The 17,271-nt window shown below is 64.7% G+C and carries 17 protein-coding genes; 6 read left to right on the top strand and 11 right to left on the bottom strand.

Features of this window, described 5'->3' with window-relative positions:
* Positions 1-68: 68 nt before the first annotated feature.
* Positions 69-1,127 (bottom strand): aliphatic aldoxime dehydratase, encoded by a 1,059-nt coding sequence (oxdA, locus tag LK03_RS13585; protein WP_038412900.1) that lies wholly within the window; start codon positions 1,125-1,127, stop codon positions 69-71.
* 354 nt (positions 1,128-1,481) lie between these two features.
* Here oxdA and LK03_RS13580 point away from each other — a divergent pair, with 354 nt between their 5' ends.
* On the top strand, positions 1,482-2,417 hold the full coding sequence (locus LK03_RS13580; RefSeq protein ID WP_038412899.1) for a helix-turn-helix domain-containing protein: 936 nt from the start codon (positions 1,482-1,484) through the stop codon (positions 2,415-2,417).
* A 3-nt stretch (positions 2,418-2,420) separates the two neighbouring features.
* On the opposite strand, the gene rssC is transcribed toward LK03_RS13580, so the two are convergent.
* The gene (gene rssC / locus LK03_RS13575) at positions 2,421-2,903 is read right to left on the bottom strand and encodes an anti-sigma factor antagonist RssC (protein ID WP_038412898.1); all 483 of its coding nucleotides are present in this window, start codon (positions 2,901-2,903) and stop codon (positions 2,421-2,423) included.
* Positions 2,900-4,084 (bottom strand): two-component system response regulator RssB, encoded by a 1,185-nt coding sequence (rssB, locus tag LK03_RS13570; protein WP_038412897.1) that lies wholly within the window; start codon positions 4,082-4,084, stop codon positions 2,900-2,902. The genes rssC and rssB overlap by 4 nt, the downstream gene beginning before the upstream one ends.
* Before the next feature lie 275 nt (positions 4,085-4,359).
* Between rssB and LK03_RS13565 the strand changes: the two genes are divergently transcribed.
* On the top strand, positions 4,360-4,659 hold the full coding sequence (locus tag LK03_RS13565) for a PilZ domain-containing protein (RefSeq protein ID WP_038412896.1): 300 nt from the start codon (positions 4,360-4,362) through the stop codon (positions 4,657-4,659).
* A gap of 18 nt (positions 4,660-4,677) precedes the next feature.
* Here the strand turns inward: LK03_RS13565 and LK03_RS13560 are convergent, their stop codons facing one another.
* Positions 4,678-5,379, bottom strand: coding sequence for an MlaA family lipoprotein (locus tag LK03_RS13560; RefSeq protein ID WP_028694379.1), 702 nt, complete (start codon positions 5,377-5,379; stop codon positions 4,678-4,680).
* A 190-nt stretch (positions 5,380-5,569) separates the two neighbouring features.
* Between LK03_RS13560 and LK03_RS13555 the strand changes: the two genes are divergently transcribed.
* Positions 5,570-6,148 carry a phosphonoacetaldehyde phosphohydrolase-related protein gene (locus LK03_RS13555; protein WP_038412895.1) on the top strand — a complete coding sequence of 193 codons (579 nt, stop codon included), beginning with the start codon at positions 5,570-5,572 and terminating at the stop codon, positions 6,146-6,148.
* A gap of 120 nt (positions 6,149-6,268) precedes the next feature.
* Positions 6,269-6,532 (top strand): DUF4404 family protein, encoded by a 264-nt coding sequence (locus LK03_RS13550; protein WP_038412894.1) that lies wholly within the window; start codon positions 6,269-6,271, stop codon positions 6,530-6,532.
* 37 nt (positions 6,533-6,569) lie between these two features.
* Here the strand turns inward: LK03_RS13550 and queF are convergent, their stop codons facing one another.
* Together queF and LK03_RS13540 are read right to left on the bottom strand one after the other, a co-directional pair.
* Positions 6,570-7,400: an NADPH-dependent 7-cyano-7-deazaguanine reductase QueF gene (gene queF / locus LK03_RS13545; RefSeq protein WP_038412893.1), complete on the bottom strand. Its 831-nt coding sequence runs from the start codon at positions 7,398-7,400 to the stop codon at positions 6,570-6,572.
* A 62-nt stretch (positions 7,401-7,462) separates the two neighbouring features.
* Positions 7,463-7,954, bottom strand: a complete 492-nt coding sequence (locus LK03_RS13540) for a cupredoxin domain-containing protein (RefSeq protein WP_038412892.1) — start codon at positions 7,952-7,954, stop codon at positions 7,463-7,465.
* Positions 7,955-8,100: 146 nt separating this feature from the next.
* On the opposite strand from LK03_RS13540, the gene LK03_RS13535 reads away from it, so the two are divergent.
* Both LK03_RS13535 and LK03_RS13530 read left to right on the top strand, forming a co-directional pair.
* The gene (locus LK03_RS13535) at positions 8,101-8,781 is read left to right on the top strand and encodes a heavy metal response regulator transcription factor (RefSeq protein WP_038412891.1); all 681 of its coding nucleotides are present in this window, start codon (positions 8,101-8,103) and stop codon (positions 8,779-8,781) included.
* Positions 8,781-10,133, top strand: a complete 1,353-nt coding sequence (locus LK03_RS13530; protein WP_038412890.1) for a heavy metal sensor histidine kinase — start codon at positions 8,781-8,783, stop codon at positions 10,131-10,133. The genes LK03_RS13535 and LK03_RS13530 overlap by 1 nt, the downstream gene beginning before the upstream one ends.
* A gap of 298 nt (positions 10,134-10,431) precedes the next feature.
* Here LK03_RS13530 and prpF read toward each other — a convergent pair whose 3' ends face one another.
* From prpF to LK03_RS13505, 5 genes are all read right to left on the bottom strand, one after another.
* The gene (gene prpF, locus LK03_RS13525; protein ID WP_038412889.1) at positions 10,432-11,622 is read right to left on the bottom strand and encodes a 2-methylaconitate cis-trans isomerase PrpF; all 1,191 of its coding nucleotides are present in this window, start codon (positions 11,620-11,622) and stop codon (positions 10,432-10,434) included.
* Positions 11,623-11,674: 52 nt separating this feature from the next.
* Positions 11,675-14,263, bottom strand: coding sequence for a Fe/S-dependent 2-methylisocitrate dehydratase AcnD (acnD, locus tag LK03_RS13520; RefSeq protein WP_038412888.1), 2,589 nt, complete (start codon positions 14,261-14,263; stop codon positions 11,675-11,677).
* Positions 14,264-14,333: 70 nt separating this feature from the next.
* Positions 14,334-15,461 carry a bifunctional 2-methylcitrate synthase/citrate synthase gene (gene prpC / locus LK03_RS13515; RefSeq protein ID WP_038412887.1) on the bottom strand — a complete coding sequence of 376 codons (1,128 nt, stop codon included), beginning with the start codon at positions 15,459-15,461 and terminating at the stop codon, positions 14,334-14,336.
* Positions 15,462-15,539: 78 nt separating this feature from the next.
* Positions 15,540-16,430: a methylisocitrate lyase gene (gene prpB / locus LK03_RS13510; protein WP_038412886.1), complete on the bottom strand. Its 891-nt coding sequence runs from the start codon at positions 16,428-16,430 to the stop codon at positions 15,540-15,542.
* Positions 16,427-17,143, bottom strand: coding sequence for a GntR family transcriptional regulator (locus LK03_RS13505; protein ID WP_038412885.1), 717 nt, complete (start codon positions 17,141-17,143; stop codon positions 16,427-16,429). The genes prpB and LK03_RS13505 overlap by 4 nt, the downstream gene beginning before the upstream one ends.
* Between the last annotated feature and the right edge of the window lie 128 nt (positions 17,144-17,271).

The raw sequence follows: 17,271 nt of genomic DNA, 5'->3' as shown, positions 1-17,271 counted from the left end.
ATGCCCTGCCCTGCGCCAACGCGGCGCGGGCCAGGCAAGCAAAAAGACTGAGGGTGGTTGGCGCCGGTCTAGGCGGCGGCCTGCTGGGCGTCGCGCAACATGCCGGTCTGCGGGTGGCAGTTGATGTACTCGAAGACCTGGCTGCTGGCGTCCGACACCGACACTTCGTGGTACAGGCGCAGTTTTTCCAGGCCCGCGGCGACGCGGAAGAAGGTCACGAAGATGCGCAGATGGGTGGGGTGCGATTCGGCCCAGCGCTCGAGCTTTTCCAGCGAGCGCCAGTGGCCGATGTTGTAGCTCATGTCGAGCAGGTTGCCCTGCAGGTCGATGTTGCGCACGAAGCGGTTGCTGTAGCAGCCCAGTGCTGCGCCCTGGTCGCGCAGAAAGTCCATGCCGTCCTGCAAGGTCGGGAGGATTTCATCGAGGTACAGCGAGCGTTCCTTGGCCTCGGCCGAGGCCCAGTCCTGGCCCGAGCGAATCAACGCGATGTTGTCGTGCCCCAGCACCAGCACCCGCCCGCCCTTGCTCGGGTCGCCGGCCACCACCTGAAGTGTGCCGTTGGGGTGCATCCAGTCGGTTTGCGACACCGGGAAGCGGTCGCGCATCGAGCCCCAGTAACCGTGCTCTTCGATCTCGCCGCTGGTGCTGCCCATCACTTCACCCACGCCCGGCAATTGCTCGCGGAAGGCATACAGGGTTTCGAACTGCTCGGCGCGCGGCGCGCTGATCTCCTGGAAGTAGCCCAGGCCATCGTTGGCCTGCTCCAGCCCGCTCCACCACTGCTGCACCTCGGCCGAGCGCCACCAGCGGCAGTAGGCACCAGGGTCAGGCCAGTAGCCGACCACCATCAGATTCTGGTAGCCGCTGTTGTCTTCATGCTGGGTCAGGTCGTGGGACTGCGGACCATCGGCCAAGGCGAAGCGGCCAACGATGTCGCGCAGCGCCTGCAAGGCCTGCTCGCGCTGCCCGGGGTCACGGTACTGCACGCCCAGATACGCCATCACCACCTGCTTGAGCTGCTCGTCGGCGCGTCCGACCCACATCGGGAACGGCGGCTGATAGTCGTCGGGCACTCGGCGCGACAGGGTGCGCGGGCACTTGAGGTGTTTGTCGATTGCAGATTCCATCACGCTTCCTCTCAGGTCAGACGGCCAGGCTCGGCCGTCGAATGGCAGGGCATTGCTGCGGGCACCGGGCCACGCGCTGCTGTTCTCGAGGCCTTGCTCGGCGCAGGTCGTTGAACGCTGAGGTGGAAATTAGGCAGCTGCGGGGTGTGCCGCTTGGTTACTGCGGACAACCGTTTGGCTGGTCGGGACAGGGGCGTTGATGGCTATGAATTGGGGAGGCTGTTACGAAACGGAGCGTATGCGTAGTGCACGGGCAAGACTCAACACGCGCTGTAGGAATGGTCTGGTTATTGCTTTGGAGATAGTCGGTCGCGCCGCTGTGCGGCCTCTCGTCGACGCATCAAGGTAATCGCCATGGCTCAGTTGAACCAGTATTCCACCCTGGCCGTCTCCCAGCCCCGCCGCTTCGACTACTGGAAGGAAGTGGTCTGTCGACACTGCCTGAGCGCCGACAGCAAACCCTCGTCGCAGAGCGATTTCGAAGGCACCTTGCAGGTCAATCAGATTGGCGCGTTGAGCATCTCGACGCTGTCCTCGCCGCTGCATCACTGGGTGCGCAGCGAGCAGCATGTGCGCAGCGACGCCGCCGAAGATCTATGGCTGGGCTTCACACGCAACGGCTTCGGCGAGCTGGAACAAGGAGCACAGAAGACCCGTCTTGGTGCAGGCAATCTGTTTCTTTATGACGCAACTCAGCCCTTTCGTTTCAGCCTGGGTGGTACCGAAAACCACCTGCTGCGCATTCCACGGCAGTTGATCGCACCACGGCTGCCGCGCATCGCCGAATGCACCGCACGGGTGCTCGACGAAAGCCGTCCGGGCGCCATACCGCTGCGCGAGATGTGTCAGCAGGCAGCGAGCAACCCAGCGTTGTTGCAGGACGCAGGCCTGGCGCAGCGCTATGCCAGCACCCTGCTCGACCTGCTGGTACTGAGCCTTGAGTTGCAGGACACCGAGGTCGGCCATCAGGAAAAGGATTTGTATGGACGGGTGATGCTGTATATCCAGCGCCACCTGAGCGATGCGCAGTTGTCGCTGGAGCAGATCGCCCAGGCGCATCACGTCTCGACCCGCACCGTCACCCGCGCGTTCGCCCGGCACCAGAAGACCCCGGCGGCAGAAATCTGGAAGGAGCGCCTCAACGCCAGCCGCCATGCCCTCGAGCAGGGGCAGGTGCGCAGTGTGTCACAGGCGGCGCTGGACTATGGGTTTTCCGACTTTTCCCACTACAGCCATGCGTTTCGCAAAGCCTTTGGCGTCACCCCACAGTCGCTGCTGGCACGCGGCTGAGGCTCAGGTACGCTCCAGCGCACTGACCAGGTCGCGGAAGGCTTCGCGGTTGGATTCGTTCAGGCCCATGAGAATGCGGTGCGCTTCGAGCACCTTGGCGCGCACCACCTCTTCGCTTTGATCCTGCGCGGGCAGGTCATCCAGGCATTCCGGGCAGGGCAACGGGTAGTCGACGATGTTGAACACCTGGTCGAAGCCCATCGACTGCAACAGCCTTGAGATGTCCGGATTGGTGGTGACCACGGTGGGCAGCAGCCCCACTTGCTGACGCGAGAGAATCGACAGCTTGGCCAGCAGGCCCAGGGTAGTGCTGTCCATACTCTCGGTTTCGGTCAGGTCGATGACGATGTTGGAGAAATTCAACGCGCTGAAGATCTTCTCGATCGTGGCATCCAGGGCTGTACACAGGGTTAAACGCACTTCACCGACGAACTTCAGAACGAAGGTGCCGTTCTGCTCGGCAAACTGGATTCTTCCAGTACTCATTGAAGGTTCCTGCTCAACACCAATAGGGCGATATCATCCGGCATCTCCCCAAGCGTAGACAATCCGAATCGTTGGCGCAGACCATCCAGGCTGCCCCCTGCGGCCCCGATCAACTCAGGCAGGCCGGCTTCCTTGTCTTTCAGCGTGGCACCGGGCAGCAGGTCGAGGATACCGTCCGAGAGCAAGGTCAGGCTGAACTGCGGCGGCAGCTCGACCACGTGATCCTGGTAGCTGGCCTCATCGAACAGGCCGACCGGCAGGCCACGGCCCTCCAGGTAACGCGCCTGGCCCTGGGTATAAAGCACCGGCAAGGGCAGATGCCCGCCCACCGCGTAGGTCAACAGCCCGGTGTCTTCATCGATCACCCCACCGACCATGGTCACGTGCTTGCCCAGCTTGCAGTTGATCAGGCCGCGGTTGATGTGCCCGAGCACATCGGACGGCTTGAAATCGCGCAGGCGGCTGTTGCGCTTGAATTCGAACAGCAGGCGGGTGGTCATGAACTTCAGCAGCACGGTGACGAACGCCGACGAGGCGCCATGGCCGGAAACATCGGCCAGGTAGAACGCGATGCGGTGCTCGTCGACGCGGAAGTAGTCGACGAAATCCCCCGATAAGTACAGCGAAGGGATGATCTGGTGCTCGAAGGCGATTCCCGCTGCACGCCAGGGGTTTTCCGGGAGCATGTTCATCTGCACCTGACGCCCGGCGGTCTGGTCTTCCTGCAACAGGTGCAGGCTGGCCTGCAATTCGCGGTTGGCGGTTTCCAGGTCTTCGCGGTAGCGCTGGTTCTCGTGCTGCAGGCGTGCACGCTCGAGCGCCCGGTGCACCGAGTGCTCCAGCACGGCAAGGTCTTCCAGGGGTTTGATCAGGTAGTCGGCCGCGCCCAGGCGCAACGCTTCGACGGCGTCGGTCATCACCCCTGCGCCGGAGACCACGATCACTGGCAATTGCGGGACGCGCTCGGTGAGCAGGCCGATCAGTTCGAGCCCGCCCATGTGCGGCATGCGCAGGTCACAAATGACCAAGTCGGGGGGCTGCTGTTCGAAGAGCGTCAAGCCCTGCTGGCCGTTACTGGCCTGAAGCACGCGGAAGCCGCTGTCTTCGAGATAGGCTGCGAGGCTCGCGCGCACTACGTCGTCGTCGTCGATGATCAGCAGCGTTGCACTGGTTTTCTGCATGTGGGCGAACGGCGCCAGAAATAGGTTGGCGTAGCGGCTGGGCCAAGGCTGACAGACGGCTACTGGAATTCTCTCTGACACTCACCGCTGGGGGCAACGGACGCGAAGATGCATTGCCCAACACCGGGTAGAGGTGCCCTGTAAGGCGCAGACGGTACTCCCATCCGCCAGGGGTTTCAAGCATGGCGCGGGCGCGACGTTCACGCACTTTACACGGCAAATTGCCGGGAGTTATAAGAAAGTCCCCTAGCGCTACCAGATGAAAGGTTGAGCCCATGTCAGACACCCCCACCGGCTACAGCGAGAAGCGCGATTTCATTCGCATGCGTGTCGACGCTGCCGCCACCCTGCTGCACGCTGGCGAGGTGATCGCTGCCGTCTGCATCGACCTGTCCAGCAGCGGCATGCAGGTTCAGGCGCCGCAGCAGTTTCAGGTCGGTGATCGTCTGGAGGTGCGTATCGAGTCGGAACACACCGCCCTCGAAGGGCTGCGCGCGAGCACCGAAGTGGTGTGGATCGCCGACCAGCCGGACGGCGAACAGAAACTGGGCCTGCGCATCCTGGTGATGCACTGAAACCCAGTTCGGCTGCGATCAGAAGTCGTCTTCGACCTCGCCATCCTTGACCCGGAATTCGCGGTTCTGCAGGTAGGCGTTGCGGATGAAGATGTACTTGTCGCCGCTGATCAGCTTCTCTGCCGAAAGCAGCTGCGCGCGGGTATCGACCACATCGAGGGCGAAGATCGAATTGCGCGTCGGCACGTGGTCGATATAGCGATACGGCTTGGTGTAGGTATCCGGGTAGCGGGCCAGGCCGTCACGCACGGTGCTCGGGCCGAGCAGCGGAATGACCACGTACGGACCACTCGGAACGCCCCAGTAGCCCAGGGTCTGGCCGAAGTCTTCGTCGCTGCGCTGCAAGCCCATGCGCGTGCCGACGTCGATGAAACCGCCCAGGCCGAAGGTGGTGTTGACGATCAGCCGCGCAGTGTCGACGCCGGCCGCGTGGTACTTGAGCTGCAACACGTTGTTGGCGAGGTTGGTGACATCGCCCAGGTTGCTGAAGAAGTTGTGCACGCCGTCTTCGACGAACTGTGGCGTGACCGCCTGGTAGCCCTTGGCCAGAGGCTTGAGCGCGTAGGTGTCGAGCACATCGTTGAACCTGAAGATCGGCCGGTTGACGGCCTCCCAGGGGTCTTCCTCGGTGGCGGCCTGTACGGCGACCAGCGGGGCCAGCGCCAGGCTGGCACAGATACAGGCCTGGGTGACGCGATCGATCACTCCGGTCCTACGCATAGATGCATCTCCATTAGGGTTCACGACGACAGGTCGCGGGCGGTTGCCTGACAAGCGGCCAGTATAAGGACTCCGCGGTTTAAGAACAGCCTCGCCGATCGAGCCGGGAAATATTGTCAGCAAACATTACCGCTGTCATGCAACGGTAACCTGCCGCCCATAGCGTGGGAATTCTTTTCCGGACGCTGCCATGCCAATCGCCACGCCCGCCCCCTCCCCACTCAACGCCGTGCTGTTCGGCCTGCGCGGCTGCCTGGTACTGGCGAGCGTCGACGCAACCACGCCCACACCTGGCGCCCTGGCCTGCCTGCGCCAACTGCGCCAGCAAGCAGTGCCCTGCCTGTGGCTGGATGACCGCGGTGACGCGCCTGAGCGCCAGGCGTTGCTCGATAGCCTGCCCGCATGGCTGCCCGGCCACGTCGTCGAAGGCCGCCCATACCCGGCGCCAGACGCCTGCTGGCAGGCCTTGATCAGCCTGGGCAGCCCGCGCCTGGCCGGCAGCGTGCTGGTCAGTGGCGATCCGGCGCTGCTCGAAGCCGCACTCAACGCCGGGCTATGGACCGTCGGCCTTGCCGCCTGCAGTCCGTGCTGCGCCAACAGCGCACTGCGCTGGCAGCGCATGAGCGGCGCCGAGCAGGCCCAGGCCCGGGGCCAGGCGACCCTGGCCTTGTTCAGCCTCGGCGTGCACTCGGTGATCGACCATCTAGAGGCGCTGCACGGTTGCCTGCAAGACATCCGTCAGCGCATGGCCAAGGGCGAAAAGCCCTGATCGCGGGTTGATGCCGATCAGGCAAAGCCTTCGCCAGTGGATTACCCTTGCAGCAGGCTAGAAACCTTTCGCTGGCTGCGAAGGTCCATGCCTTGTTAAGTCATTGATGGAGAACCCCCTATGCCCGCCCGCGAACTGCAAGACCGTCTGAACAGCCTGCGCGAGCAACTGGATCGCAACGTGCCGCTGACCGACGAAGAAGTCGCCAGCCTGCACGAGGAAGCCCGGCAGATCGAAGCCCAGCTCAAACTCGAAGAAGCCACCCCGGACAACAACATGGCCGACGGCGTGAACCTGGCGGTCGAGCGCTTCGAGGCCGACCACCCCGACCTCACCGCCACCCTGCGCAGCATCGCCAACTCGCTGCACAGCATGGGTATCTAAGACGCCGGACTGGGGCGCGATCGCGCCCCAGGCGGGGTTACTGACGGGCCAGGCGCAGGTTGCGCGGGCTGATCAATGCGCTGCTGCGGTAGGGGTTGATGTCTAGCCCGCCGCGGCGCACATAGCGCGCGTACACCGTCAGGCGTTCGGGCTTGAGTAGGGTCAGCAGGTCGAGGTAGATGCGCTCTACGCACTGCTCGTGGAAGTCGGCATGCTGGCGGAAACTCACCAGGTAGGCCAAGAGGCTCGCGTGGTCCAGCGCCGCGCCGTGATAGTCGACCACCACACTGCCCCAGTCTGGCTGACCGGTGACCGGGCAGTTGGATTTGAGCAGGTGGCTGTGCACGGTTTCTTCGACCACCCGTTCAGGGTTGCAGCGCAGCAGTTCAGGCTGCGGCTGGTCGTAGCCGCTGATGGTCACATCGAGTGCATCGATGCACTGCCCAGGCAACGCCGCCAGGCCTTCGGCCTCGACTTCGGCCAGGGTCCGCACACGTACCCCCACCGGCTTGCCGGCAACCGCAGACAGGTCGCGCGCCAGGCACTCGCGTAGCTCGCTGATCGAGGCGAAGGGTGTCTGGTTGAGGGAGTTGAGGTAGAGCTTGAACGACTTCGACTCGATGATGTTCGGCGAATCGGCCGGGATGGCGAACTCACCCATGGCCACCACTGGCTTGCCCGACGGCAGCAGCCAGGACAGTTCGAAGCAGTTCCAGAAATCCACCCCTTGCCACGGCAGATTGCCGGCGGCTACGCCCAGCTCGGCCCATTTGGCCTGACGGGGAATGGCGAACAGCAGCGAGGGCGTATAGGTGGAGATGTATTCGCTGGACTTGCCCAGCGGGGAATGTTCGGCGGCGGGATGCATGGCGTGTGTCCTGCTGAATCAAAATGCCGTCCAGTCTACCGGTTTCGCCCGCCGCCTGCAGGTCACTCGATGTTCAGCGGGCCGACCATCCCGGCCTGATAGTGCCCCGGCACGTTGCAGGCGAACTCGATGGCCTCGGTGCCACGGAAGGTCCAGGTCAGTTCGGCGCGCTGGCCCGGCTGCACCAGTACAGTGTTGCCCTCGCCATGGGCATGCACTTCATCACCATCGTGGCCGCCATGTCCCCCAGCCGCAGCAGCGGCATTGAAGATCTTGCCCTGCATGGCGAGCATCTCTTTCTGATGCTCGACGTGCATGGCCTTGGTGCCCAAATTGAATTCATGGGGCAACTGGCCTTGGTTGATCAGCACGAAGCGTACCGTTTCACCGGCTTTGACTTGCAGGCTGGTGGGTTCGAAGGCGATGTCCTTGAGCAACACCTCCACCGTACGGGTGGCCTCGGCAGCAGGCGCCGGTTCGCCGAAGGCAAAACTCTCGGCCATGGCCGGCAGGCTGAGCGCAGACACGGCCGCGACAAGCAACAACGATTTCATGACGACTCCAAATCACTGACAGAATGCCGCGCAGTCTAACCGGCAAGCGCTGGCATCTGGCTGACCGACAGATTACAAAACTGTCAGCTTGGCCGTAGCCCGCCGCCCTGGCGTATCCTTGCGCTCTCGTACCTCAAGGCCGCGCCATGAAACTGCTGATCGTCGAAGACCAGGCCAAGACCGGCCAATATCTGTGTCAGGGGCTGCGTGAGGCCGGCTTTGCCACCGAGCTTGCCAGCGATGGCGACAGCGGCCAGCACCTGGCCCTGACCGGCGACTACGACCTGCTGCTGCTCGATGTGATGCTGCCGGGCCGCGATGGCTGGCAGATTCTGCAAAGCGTGCGCCAGGCCGGGCTGGATACGCCGGTGCTGTTTCTCACTGCCCGCGATGCCGTGCAAGACCGCGTGCATGGCCTTGAGCTGGGCGCCGACGATTATCTGGTCAAACCCTTCGCGTTCTCGGAACTGCTGGCACGGGTGCGCAGCCTGCTGCGCCGCGGCGCCAGCCCAAGCCACGACACCTGCCTGAGCCTGGCCGACCTCAGGCTCGACCTGATCCGTCGCCGGGTCGAGCGCGCCGGCCAGCGCCTGGACCTCACCGCCAAGGAATTCGCCCTGCTCGAACTGCTGCTGCGCCGCCAGGGCGAGGTGCTGCCCAAGTCGTTGATCGCCTCGCAGGTGTGGGACATGAATTTCGACAGTGACACCAACGTCATCGAAGTCGCCATCCGCCGCCTGCGCCTGAAGGTCGATGACGCCCATCCACACAAGCTGATCCATACCGTGCGCGGCATGGGTTATGTGCTCGAAGTGCGCCACGACTGATGCGCCTGTCGCTGGGAACGCGCCTTGCCTTGTTGTTCGCCGCCTGCACGGCAGCGGTGTCGCTGGGCGCCGGGCTGCTGTTCAGCCAGGCCAGCGCGCGACACTTCATCGAACTCGACCAACAACTGCTCAGCGCCCGTCTGACGCAACTGCGCAGCCAGTTCGGGCCGCTGTCCAGCGCAGAACAACTCACCGCGCACCTGCCCCAGCTGCGCAGCCAGCTCAGCCATCAGTCTGACCTGGCCTTGCGCATCAGCGGCGGCGACGGGCAAACCTGGTTCGCCAGCCGCAGCGGGCTGCCAGATGAGCCAGCTGCAGCCGGGCTTGCCACCTTGCACGCCAATGGCACCGACTTTCGCAGCCTGGGTGTCGCCCTGGGCGGCAACGACACCGGCGCTGCGCGCATGACGCTGTTTCTCGACATCACCCACCACCAGCACTTCCTGCAACGCATGCAGCAGTTGATCTGGTCGACGGTCGGTCTGTCGGCCCTGGCCACGGCGCTGCTCGGCGCCTGGGCGGTGCGCCGCGGGCTGCGGCCGTTGCGGCAGATGGGCAAGGTCGCCGCCAGCGTGTCGGCGCGCTCACTGACCACGCGCCTGCCGGTCGGCCAGTTGCCCGATGAACTGGCCGAACTGGCCGGTGCGGTCAACGCCATGCTGCAACGCCTGGACGATGCCTTCCAGCGGCTGTCGGCATTCTCCGCCGACATCGCCCATGAACTGCGCACGCCGCTGTCCAACCTGTTGACCCACACCCAGGTAACGCTGACCCGCCCGCGCAGCCTGGAGCACTACCGCGAGGCACTGCATGGCAACCTCGAAGAGCTGCAGCGCATGGCGCAGATGGTCAACGACATGCTGTTTCTGGCCAAAGCCGATCACGGTTTGCTGGTGCCAGGCCAGCAGCCGTTGCAGCTCGAAGAGGAAGTCGACGCGTTGCTGGAGTACTACGCAGCGCTGGCCGAAGAGGCGGACATACGTCTGCAGCGCGACGGCACCGCGGCGCTGAGCGGTGATCGGCACATGCTGCGCCGAGCGCTGTCGAACCTGCTCGACAATGCCTTGCGCTTCACCCCCGCAGGTGGCGAGATTCGCGTCACCTTGCAGCCCGGCGCGCGCCTGTGCGTGGCCAACACCGGCCCTGCCATCGGCCCTGCCGCCCTGCCGCGGCTGTTCGACCGTTTCTACCGCGCAGACCCCGCCCGTCGTGACGGCGGCCGCGAACATGCCGGGCTGGGCCTGGCCATCACCCGCTCGATCGTCCAGGCCCACGGCGGGCAGATCAGCATCGATAGCCAGGCGGGCTGGACCCGAGTGATTCTTGACCTGCCGGTCGTGCGGGAGGGCTAACGGTGTGATGGCCTGAACTTTTACAGACCAGAACTCGTTCGCAAGTCAACCCAATCAGCGCCCGATTACCTGCAACGCTCACAGCCAAGCTCTTTCACACCGATCGTTCAGGCGCCACCGATCGCGACTGTAGCCGGCCGGAGTGCAGGGCCGGCTAGTGGAGCATGGGGGTTTTGCCTACTTTTGGCCCCCGTCAAAAGTAGGTCGCCGCCAGGCGAAACAGGGCTCAGAGAACAGTGTCGCAATGACTGACGTTCCTCTAAGGCAACCACTAAATCCCGCCCTCAACGAAAGCCAATTAAAAACTTCCCCCCGGCACCCGCACCCATCCTTCCATCAACACCCGCGCACTGCGACTCATCAGCACCTGGGTAACCTGCCACTGACCGTCCACCTGACGTGCCTCGGCGCCGACGCGCAGGGTGCCGGAGGGGTGGCCGAAGCGCACCGACTGGCGCGTGCCGCCGCCGGCAGCGAGGTTGACCAAGGTGCCGGGGATCGCCGCAGCAGTGCCGATGGCCACCGCTGCGGTGCCCATCATCGCGTGGTGCAGCTTGCCCATGGACATCGCTCGCACCAGCAGGTCGACCTGATCGGCGGTGACCGGCTTGCCGCTGGAGGCGGTGTAGTCCATGGGCGGCGCGACGAAGGCCACTTTCGGCGTGTGCTGCCGGGCCGCGGCCTCTTCCAGGCGGGCGATCAGGCCCATGCGCAGGGCGCCGTGGGCACGCAGGGTCTCGAGGCGCACCAGCGCAGCGGGGTCGGCGTTGATCGCTTCCTGCAACTCACAGCCGCGGTAACCCAGATCAGCGGCGTTGACGAAGATGGTCGGAATGCCGGCGTTGATCAGCGTTGCTTTGAGCGTGCCGATGCCCGGCACCGTCAGCTCATCGACCAGTTTGCCGGTGGGGAACAGCGCCCCGCCCTCGCCGTCTTCATCGGCGGCCGGATCGACGAAGGCCAGTTGCACTTCGGCTGCGGGAAAGGTCACGCCGTCGAGTTCGAAATCGCCGGTTTCCTGCACCTGGCCGGCGCTGATCGGCACCTGGGCGATGATGCTCTTGCCGATGTTGGCCTGCCAGATACGCACCGTCGCCACGCCGTCGTGGGGAATGCGTGTCGGGTCGATCAGGCCGCTGCTGATGGCAAAGGCGCCGACGGCGGCGGTGAGGTTGCCGCAATTGCCGCTCCAGTCGACGAAGGGCTGATCGATCGAGACCTGGCCGAACAGGTAGTCGACATCGTGTTCGGCGCGCTCGCTGGCAGCGACGATCACCGCCTTGCTGGTGCTGGAGGTGGCACCGCCCATGCCGTCGATCTGCTTGCCGTAGGGGTCGGGGCTGCCGATCACCCGAAGCAGCAGGGCGTCACGGGCAGGCCCGGGCACCTGGGCGCGCTCGGGCAGTTGGTCGAGGCGAAAGAACACGCCTTTGCTGGTACCGCCACGCATGTAGGTGGCGGCAATCCGGATCTGCGCTGGGTAGGTCATGCTGGCATCCTGTTGGCCGGCCAGCGCGAGGGGCTGGCGCGGCTCGGTTGAGTCAGACGGTGGCTTCGAGGAAGTCCTGGGCGAAACGCTGCAGCACGCCACCGGCCTCGTAGATCGACACTTCTTCACCGGTGTCCAGGCGACAGGTCACCGGCACCTCCAGGCGTTCGCCGTCGCGCCGGGTGATGACCAGCGTCAGGGTCGCCCGTGGCGTGCGCTGGCCGACCACGTCATAGGTTTCGCTGCCATCGAGGGCCAGGGTGTGGCGATCGGTGCCAGGGTGGAACTCCAGCGGCAGCACGCCCATGCCCACCAGGTTGGTGCGGTGGATGCGCTCGAAGCCCTCGGCGACGATGGCCTCGACCCCGGCCAGACGCACGCCCTTGGCCGCCCAGTCGCGGGACGAGCCCTGGCCGTAGTCGCCGCCGGCAACGATGATCAGCGGCTGCTTGCGCGCCATGTAGGTTTCGATCGCCTCCCACATGCGCGTCACCTGGCCTTCCGGCTCAAGCCGGGTCAACGAGCCTTGGCGCACCTTGCCGTCGGTGTCGCGGACCATCTCGTTGAACAGCTTGGGGTTGGCGAAGGTGGCGCGCTGCGCGGTGAGGTGGTCGCCGCGGTGGGTGGCGTAGGAGTTGAAGTCCTCTTCCGGCAGGCCCATTTTCGCCAGGTACTCGCCGGCAGCGCTGTCACGCATGATGGCGTTGGACGGCGACAGGTGGTCGGTGGTGATGTTGTCCGGCAGCACCGCCAACGGGCGCATGCCGGTCAGGCTGCGTTCGCCGGCCAAGGCGCCTTCCCAGTACGGTGGGCGGCGAATGTAGGTGCTCATCGGCCGCCACTGGTACAACGGCGGCACACTCGGGCCGCTGTGGCTGTCGATGGCGAACATGGGGATGTACACCTGGCGGAACTGCTCGGGCTTGACCGCCGCCTTGACCATGGCGTCGATCTCGGCGTCGCTCGGCCAGATGTCCTTGAGGCGGATTTCCCGGCCATCGACCACACCCAGCACATCCTTCTCGATGTCGAAACGGATGGTGCCGGCAATCGCGTAGGCCACCACCAGCGGCGGCGAGGCGAGGAACGCCTGCTTGGCATACGGGTGGATACGCCCGTCGAAGTTGCGGTTGCCCGACAGCACGGCGGTGGCGTACAGGTCGCGGTCGATGATTTCTTGCTGGATCTGCGCATCCAGCGCACCCGACATGCCGTTGCAGGTGGTGCAGGCGAAGGCGACGATGCCAAAGCCCAGTTGCTCGAGTTCCTGCTCCAGCCCGGCCTCTTGCAGGTACAGCTGTACCGCCCGCGAACCCGGCGCCAGGGATGACTTGACCCATGGCTTGCGGCTCAGCCCAAGGCGGTTGGCATTGCGCGCCAGCAGCCCGGCGGCGATGACGTTGCGCGGGTTGCTGGTGTTGGTGCAACTGGTGATGGCGGCGATGATCACCGCGCCGTCGGGCATCTGCCCGGGCACATCGTCCCAGGCGCCGGCAATGCCCTTGGCGGCAAGATCGCTGGTGGCGACCCGCGCGTGCGGATTGGAGGGGCCTGCGAGGTTGCGCACCACGCTGCCCAGATCGAAGCTCAGCACGCGTTCGTAGTCGGCTTCCACCAGGCTGTCGGCCCACAGTCCGGCGACCTTGGCGTAGGTTTCCACCAGTTGCACCTGCTGCTCTTCACGGCCGGTCAGGCGCAGGTAGTCGAGGGTCTGTTGGTCGATGGCGAACATCGCCGCAGTGGCGCCGTATTCGGGGGCCATGTTGGAGATGGTCGCGCGGTCGCCCAGGGTCAGCGCGGCGGCGCCGCTGCCGTGGAACTCCAGATAGGCGCCGACCACCTTCTGCTGACGCAGGTACTCGGTCAGCGCCAGCACCAGGTCGGTGGCCGTGACGTTCGGCGCCAGACGCCCGCGCAACTCGACGCCGACGATCTCCGGCAGGCGCATCCACGAGGCGCGGCCGAGCATGACGTTCTCGGCTTCCAGGCCACCGACACCGATGGCGATCACCCCCAGGGCATCGACATGCGGGGTGTGGCTGTCGGTACCGACGCAGGTGTCGGGGTAGGCAACGCCCTGCTCGCTGTGGATCACCGGCGACATTTTCTCCAGGTTGATCTGGTGCATGATGCCGTTGCCCGGCGGAATCACATCGACGTTCTTGAACGCTTGCTTGGTCCAGTTGATGAAATGGAAACGGTCTTCGTTGCGCCGGTCTTCGATGGCGCGGTTGCGCTCGAAGGCCTGCGGGTCGTAACCGCCGCATTCCACGGCCAGGGAGTGGTCGACGATCAGTTGCACCGGCACCACCGGGTTGACCTGGGCCGGATCGCCGCCCTTGTCGGCAATGGCATCGCGCAGGCCCGCCAGATCGACCAGGGCGGTCTGGCCGAGGATGTCATGGCACACCACCCGCGCCGGGTACCAGGGGAAATCGAGGTCGCGCTTGCGCTCGATCAGTTGCCCAAGGCTTGCGTCGAGGGTGGCAGGGTCACAGCGGCGCACCAGATTTTCCGCCAGCACCCTGGAGGTGTACGGCAGCCGGGCGTAGGCGCCGGGCTGAATCGCCTCGACCGCTGCGCGGGCGTCGAAGTAGTCCAGCGCTGTGCCAGGCAAAGCATTGCGGTATGCAGTGTTCATAGCGTTATCAGGCTCTATCACGGTAATCGGGCCAGGCCCGAGGCGGCCGGGGCGGCCCCCGGCCTGTGGTTCAGCGCTGCTCGATGGCCACGAACGGGCGCTGCTCGACGCCGGTGTACTCTGCACTCGGGCGGATGATGCGGTTGTTGGCGCGCTGCTCGAACACGTGCGCCGCCCAGCCGGTGAGGCGCGAGCAGACGAAGATCGGCGTGAACAGCTTGGTCGGGATGCCCATGAAGTGGTACGCCGAGGCGTGATAGAAATCAGCGTTGGGGAACAGCTTTTTCTGCTCCCACATGGTCTTGTCGATGGCCTCGGAAACCGGGAACAGCACGCTGTCGCCAGCTTCTTCTGAGAGCTTCTGCGCCCAGCCCTTGATCACTTCGTTGCGCGGATCGCTCTCTTTATAGATGGCGTGGCCGAAGCCCATGATCTTGTCCTTGCGCTCGAGCATGCGCAGCAATTCGGCGGTGGCCTCCTGCGGGCTGCTGAACCGCTCGATCAGCTCCATCGCCGCTTCGTTGGCGCCGCCATGCAGCGGGCCACGCAGCGCGCCGATGGCGGCAGTGATGCACGAATACAGGTCAGACAAGGTCGAGGCGCAGACCCGCGCGGTGAAGGTCGAGGCGTTGAATTCGTGTTCGGCGTAGAGAATCAGCGACACGTTCATCACCTTCACGTGCAGCTCGCTCGGGGTCTTGCCGTGCAGCAGGTAGAGGAAGTGTCCGCCGAGGGTGTCCTGGTCGCTCTCGCAGTCGATGCGCACGCCATGGTGGCTGAAACGATACCAATAGCAGACGATGGCCGGGAACAGCGCCAGCAGACGGTCGGTGCGGTCGTGCTGGGCACCGAAGGTCAGTTCCGGCTCCAGCGTCCCGAGCATCGAGCAACCGGTGCGCATGACATCCATCGGGTGGGCGTCGCGGGGAATGCGCTCAAGCACTTCCTTGAGCGCCTGGGGCAGGCTGCGCAAACCCCTGAGGGTGTGCTTGTAGTCGGCGAGCTCGGCGGCGCTGGGCAGTTTGCCGTAGAGCAGCAGGTAGGCGACCTCTTCGAATTCGGCGCCGGCGGCCAGGTCACGCACGTCGTAACCACGGTAGGTCAGCCCGGCACCGGCCTGACCCACGGTGGACAGCGCGGTCTGCCCGGCAACCTGGCCACGCAGGCCTGCGCCACTGAGTACTTTTGCTTCGGCCATGGTGTTTCTCCTCATCTTGGAATTGTCTTGTAGGAACGGCCGGGTGGTTCGGCCCTGGCAACCGGGCCCCGCCTGCCTCTAGCCTTTCTTCTGCGCGAACAACGCATCGAGGCTCTGCTCGAAGGCGTGATAACCAATGGCGTCGTACAGCTCCATACGCGTCTGCATGGTGTCGATCACGTTCTGCTGGGTGCCGTCGCGGCGCAGTGCGGCATACACGTTCTCGGCCGCCTTGTTCATCGCGCGGAATGCCGACAGCGGGTACAGCACCAGCGCCACATCGACCTCGGCGAGCTGCGCGGTGGTGTACAGCGGCGTGGCGCCGAACTCGGTGATATTGGCCAGAATCGGTGCGCGCACTCGCTCAGCGAAGGTCTTGTACATCGACAGTTCGGTGATCGCCTCGGGGAAAACCATGTCGGCGCCGGCTTCGACACAGGCCGCGGCACGCTCCAGGGCGGCCTCCAGGCCTTCCACGGCCAAGGCATCGGTGCGCGCCATGATCACGAAGCTGTCGTCCTGGCGGGCATCGACCGCCGCCTTGATACGGTCGACCATTTCCTGCTGGGTGACGATTTCCTTGTTCGGCCGATGCCCGCAGCGCTTGGCGCCGACCTGGTCTTCGATATGAATGGCCGCCGCGCCGAATTTCTCCATCGAGCGCACGGTGCGGGCGACGTTGAACGCCGAGGCACCGAAGCCGGTGTCGACATCGACCAGCAGCGGCAGATCGCACACGTCGGTGATGCGCCGCACGTCGGTCAGCACGTCGTCGAGGTTGCTGATGCCCAAGTCCGGTAGCCCCAGCGAGCCTGCGGCCACGCCGCCGCCAGAGAGGTAGATGGCCTTGAAGCCGGCGCGCTTGGCCAGCAGCGCATGGTTGGCATTGATGGCGCCGACCACCTGGAGCGGATGCTCGGCGGCGACCGCCTCACGGAAACGTTGGCCGGGCGTGCGCTTGACTGTCATGACTCACCTCGAAGGCTGGGAGTGGCGGCGCCCTGGTAGTGGCGCTCGATATTGCGTCGGGAAGCGCCGATGTGGCGGCGCATCAACAGTTCGGCCAGTTCGCCGTCGCCGGCTTCGATGGCATCGAGAATACGGTGGTGCTCGGCGAACGCCTGGCGTGGCCGATTGGGCATGCTGGAAAACTGCAGGCGGTACATGCGCACCAGTTGGTACAGCTCGCCGCAGAGCATCTTGACCAGAGTCTGGTTGCCGCTGCCATGGATGATCCGGTAGTGGAAATCGTAGTCGCCCTCTTGCTGGTAGTAGCCGACCCCGGCCTGGAACGCCGCGTCGCGTTCGTGGGTGTCGAGCACCTGGCGCAGCTCGCGAATCTGATCCTGACCCATGCGCTCGGCCGCCAGACGGCAGGCCATGCCTTCGAGCGATTCGCGAATCTGGTACAGCTCGATCAGCTCGGTGGGATTGAGCGACACCACCCGCGCGCCAACGTGGGGCACGCGCACCAGCAGGCGCTGGCCTTCCAGACGGTGGATAGCCTCGCGCAGCGGGCCGCGGCTGATGCCGTAGGTACGCGCCAGCTCCGGCTCGGAAATCTTGCTGCCGGGGGCGATCTCACCTTCGACGATGGCCGCCTGAATACGCCGAAACACGTGCTCGGAGAGGGTTTCACCTTCATCGGCGAGGCTGGCCAGTGGCTGTACGGTATCCCGCATGATTGTCGACACCTTGTTCGATTTAAACGAAAAAATAGCGCCATACCGCTCAATCGTCAAACGCGGAAATCTGGATTGTCGACAATCTAACAACAGAGAAACTCCCCTGCCGCTTCGCTGTCAGAACG

Origin of the sequence: Pseudomonas cremoricolorata (genome assembly GCF_000759535.1) — a bacterium.
Classification (GTDB): Bacteria; Pseudomonadota; Gammaproteobacteria; order Pseudomonadales; family Pseudomonadaceae; genus Aquipseudomonas; species Aquipseudomonas cremoricolorata_A.
Note: the sequence above shows the minus strand (reverse complement) of the source record. Positions and strands in the feature narration are given on the sequence as shown.